The sequence below is a fragment of the Kitasatospora sp. NPDC059722 genome, assembly GCF_042733235.1.
Taxonomy (GTDB): Bacteria; Actinomycetota; Actinomycetes; order Streptomycetales; family Streptomycetaceae; genus Kitasatospora.
Window position 1 is genome coordinate 1 of the sequence record NZ_JBHWGD010000224.1, and the last position, 4,272, is coordinate 4,272.

The 4,272-nt window shown below is 75.5% G+C and carries 1 protein-coding gene; it reads right to left on the minus strand.

Annotated features, from left to right (window positions below; genetic code table 11):
* Positions 1-4,272: beta-ketoacyl synthase N-terminal-like domain-containing protein (locus ACFV4F_RS42645; protein WP_380511283.1), on the minus strand; the 4,272-nt coding region annotated here is incomplete at both ends.

The window sequence follows — 4,272 nt, forward strand, 5'->3', positions numbered from 1 at the left end:
GGCGTGGAGTGCGGTGTCCTCGGGGGTGGTGTCGGTGTCGAGGTGGACGATCACCGGTTCCGGGGTGTCGGCATGACCCGAACCCCCACCGGACGCCGCGAGCGGAACCCAGTCGAGCTGGAGCAGGGAGTCCGCCGCCCGGCGGGTGGTGGCCAGCCGGGCCGGGTCGGTCTCGCGCACCGCGAGGGTGTCGACCGAGAGCACCGGTGAGCCGCCGGCGTCCGTCAGCAGGAGGGCGACGCGGTCGGTTCCCGTGGGGGTCAGTTGGACGCGCAGCGCGGTCGCGCCGGTGGTGTGCAGCCGGACCCCGCTCCAGGAGAACGGCACCCGCAGGCCGCCCGAGCCGTCCGAGCCGTCCGAGCCGGCCAGTGCCAGGGGGTGCAGCGCGGCGTCGAGCAGTACCGGGTGGACCGAGAACTCGCCCACCCGGTCGGTGAGTTCCTCGGCCAGTGCGACCTCGGCGTGCCAGGTGTCGCCGTTCCGCCAGGCCGCTCGCAGCCCCTGGAAGAGCGGTCCGTAGGCGTACCCGGACGCCGCCAGCGTCTCGTACGCGTCGGCCACGTCGACCGGTTCGGCGTCGGCCGGCGGCCAGGGCTCCGGGTCGGGCGCAGGAGGTGCGGCGGCCGTCAGTGCACCGGAGGCGTGCATCGTCCACGGCGCCTCGGCGCCGTCCTCGCGGGAGTGGATCGTGACGGAGCGTCCGCCTTCCTCGTCGGATGCGCCGACGGTCAGCTGGATCTGGACGGCGCCCTCCTCCGGGACCGCCAGGGGGGCGTGCAGGGTCAGTTCCGTCACGGTCGGGCTGCCGGCCCGCAGGCCGGCGTGCAGCGCGAGTTCGAGGAGCGCGGTGCCGGGGAGGAGCGCGGAGCCGAGGATCCGGTGGTCCGCGAGCCAGGGCTGGGTGCGCAGGGACAGCAGGCCCGTGTGGACGGTACCCGAACCGTCGGCGAGCTCGACGGCGGCCCCGAGCAGCGGGTGGTCCGCGGTGCCCAGGCCGGCCCGGCCGAGGTCGCCGGTGGGCGCCTGCGGGACGTCGAGCCAGTAGCGGTCGCGCTGGAAGGGGTAGGTGGGAAGCTCCGGCCGGTACCCGTCGTGGTGGGCGAAGTACGCGGCCCAGTCGACCGGGGCACCTGCCGTGTGCAGGGCGGCGAGCGCCTGCGGGAGGGTGCGCAGCTCCGGGCGGTCGCGCCGCAGCGCGGGGAGCAGGAGCGCGTCCGGGAGGGTGTCGGCCGCCATGGTGGCGAGCACCGCGTCCGGGCCGAGTTCGAGGTAGCCGCCGATGCCGTCGTCGTCCAGGGCGCGCAGTCCGTCGGCGAAGCGGACGGTGTCGCGGACGTGCCGGACCCAGTGCTCGGGCGAGGCGAGCTCCTCGGCGGTGGCGATCCGGCCGGTCAGGTCGGACACCACCGGGATGCGCGGTGCGTGGAAGTCGAGTCCTGCCACGACCTTGCGGAAGTCGTCCAGCATCGGTTCCATCAGCGGTGAGTGGAAGGCGTGACTGACGGTCAGCCGACGGACCTTGGCGCCCAGCTCGGTGGCCCGGGCCGCGACCTCCCGCACGGCGTCCTCGGTGCCCGAGACGACCGTCGCCCGCGGGCCGTTGAGCGCGGCCGTCCCCGCGGCCCCGTCGAGGCCGGTGAGCAGCCCGGCGGTGGTCTCCTCGTCCAGGGACAGGGCGACCATGGCGCCACCGGGAGGCAGCTCCTGCATGAGCCTGCCGCGGGCGGCCACGAGGGCGGCCGCGTCGGGCAGCGACAGGACGCCGGCCGCGTGGGCGGCCGCGATCGAGCCGATGGAGTGGCCGAGCACCGCGTCCGGGCGCACGCCCCAGTGCTCCAGTAGGCGGTGGAGGGCGGTTTCGAGGGCGAAGAGGGCGGGTTGGGTGTAGCGGGTCTGGTGGAGGAGTGCGGCTTCGGGGGTGCCCTCGTCGGCGAAGACGATGTCGCGCAGCGGGTGGTCGAGGTGGGGGTCGAGGGCGGCGCAGGCGGCGTCGAAGGCGGCGGCGAATTCGGGGTGGGCGGCGTGGAGTTCGCGGCCCATGCCGGCGCGCTGGCTGCCCTGTCCGGTGAACAGGAACGCGATGCGCGGTGCGGCCTGCGCAGGTGTGCCGGCGCTCTGCCCGGTGGCGAGCACGCCGAGGGCGTCCAGGACCTCCGTCCGTTCCTCCGCGACGAACCAGGCGCGGTGGGCCTGCGGAGTACGCGCGGTGGCGAGGGTGTGGGCGATGCCGGCGAGCGGCTCCGCCGGCCGCTCGGCGAGGTGGCGGGCCAGCCGGTCGGCCCCGGCCCGGAGAGCCTCGGGGGTGTGCCCCGAGAGCAGCCACGGCACCGGCCGGGCCGGCGGTTCCACCGGCTCGGTGGTCGGGGCCTCGGCCAGGGCGGGCGCCTGTTCGAGGATGACGTGGGCGTTGGTGCCGCTGATGCCGAAGGAGGAGACGGCGGCGCGGCGGGGGCGGTCGTGTGCGGGCCATGCGGTGTTGTCGGTGAGGAGTTCGACGGCGCCGGTGGTCCAGTCGACGTGCGGGGTGGGTTCGTCGATGTGCAGGCTCCTGGGCAGGATGCCGTGGCGCATCGCCTGGACCATCTTGATGACGCCGGCGACTCCTGCGGCGGCCTGGGTGTGGCCGATGTTGGACTTCAGGGAGCCGAGCAGGAGGGGGTGTTCGGCGGGCCGGTCCTGTCCGTAGGTGGCGAGGAGCGCCTGGGCTTCGATGGGGTCGCCGAGGCGGGTGCCGGTGCCGTGGGCCTCGACCGCGTCGATGTCGGCGGCGGTGAGTGCGGCCTGGTGGAGGGCCTGGTGGATGACGCGCTGCTGCGAGGGGCCGTTCGGGGCGGTCAGGCCGTTGGAGGCGCCGTCCTGGTTGACGGCGGATCCGCGCAGGACGGCCAGGACCCGGTGGCCGTTGCGGCGGGCGTCGGAGAGGCGCTCGACGAGCAGCAGGCCCGCGCCCTCGCCCCAGCCGGTGCCGTCGGCCGCCGCGGCGAACGGCTTGCAGCGGCCGTCGGCGGACAGTCCGCGCTGCCGGCTGAACTCGACGAAGGTCGCCGGGCTCGCCATCACCGTCACCCCGCCGGCGAGTGCGAGGTCGCACTCGCCCTGCCGCAGGGACTGGGCGGCGAGGTGCAGGGCGACGAGCGAGGAGGAGCACGCGGTGTCGACGGTGACCGCCGGGCCCTCCAGCCCGAAGGTGTACGCCACCCGGCCCGAGGCCACGCTGCCGGCGCTGCCGCTCACCAGGTAGCCCTCGTAGCCGTCCGGAGCCTGCGGGGCCTGGTGCAGCCGGGCGCCGTAGTCGTTGTACATGACGCCGGCGAAGACGCCGGTGCGCGAGCCGCGCAGGACGGCCGGGTCGATGCCGGCCCGTTCGAAGGCCTCCCAGGCGACCTCCAACAGCAGGCGCTGCTGCGGGTCGGTGGTGAGCGCCTCGCGGGGGCTGATGCCGAAGAAGTCGGGGTCGAACCGGTCGGCGTCGTGCAGGAACCCGCCCGCGCGGGTGTACGACGTGCCGGGCCGCTCGGCGTCCGGATCGTACAGGCGCTCCAGGTCCCAGCCGCGGTCCGTGGGGAAGCCGGAGACCGCGTCGACGCCGTCGACCACCAGGCGCCACAGGTCCTCGGGTGAGCTCACGTCGCCGGGGAAGCGGCAGGCCATCGCGACGATGGCGATCGGGTCGGTGTCGGTCGCGGCGGTCGTGCCGTTGGCGACGGCGACGGCCGGTCGGTCGGCCCGCTCGCCCAGGAGCTCGGTCCGCAGGAGGTCGGCGAGTGACGCCGGGGTCGGGTGGTCGAAGACCAGCGTGGTGGGCAGCCGGAGGCCGGTGGCCCTGGCGAGCCGGTTGCGCAGGTCGACCGCCGCCAGCGAGTCGAAGCCCAGATCGGTGAAGGCGCGGCCTTCCGCGACGGAGTTCGCGTCGGGGTGGCCGAGCACCGTGGCCGTGGTGGTCCGCACCAGGTCGAGCAGCATGCGGTCCGCCTCGGCGGCCGGGGCGAGGGCCAGCCGCTCGCTCAGGGCCGGGCCCTGGCCCTGGTCCGAGGTGCCTGCCGCGACCCGGCGCGGCGAGGTCCGCACCAGCGAACGCAGGGGCGCCGGCACCGGGGTGTCCGAGGCGGCCAGTGCTGCGGTCGCGAACCGGGCCGCCACGAGCGGCGACCGGCCGGATCGCAGTGCCGTGTCGAAGTGGGTGAGGGCTTCGGTGGTGGTGAGGGGGGTGATGCCGGTGCGGGCGAGGCGGGCGAGGTCGGTGGTGGTGAGGGTGGCGGCCATGCCGTGGGG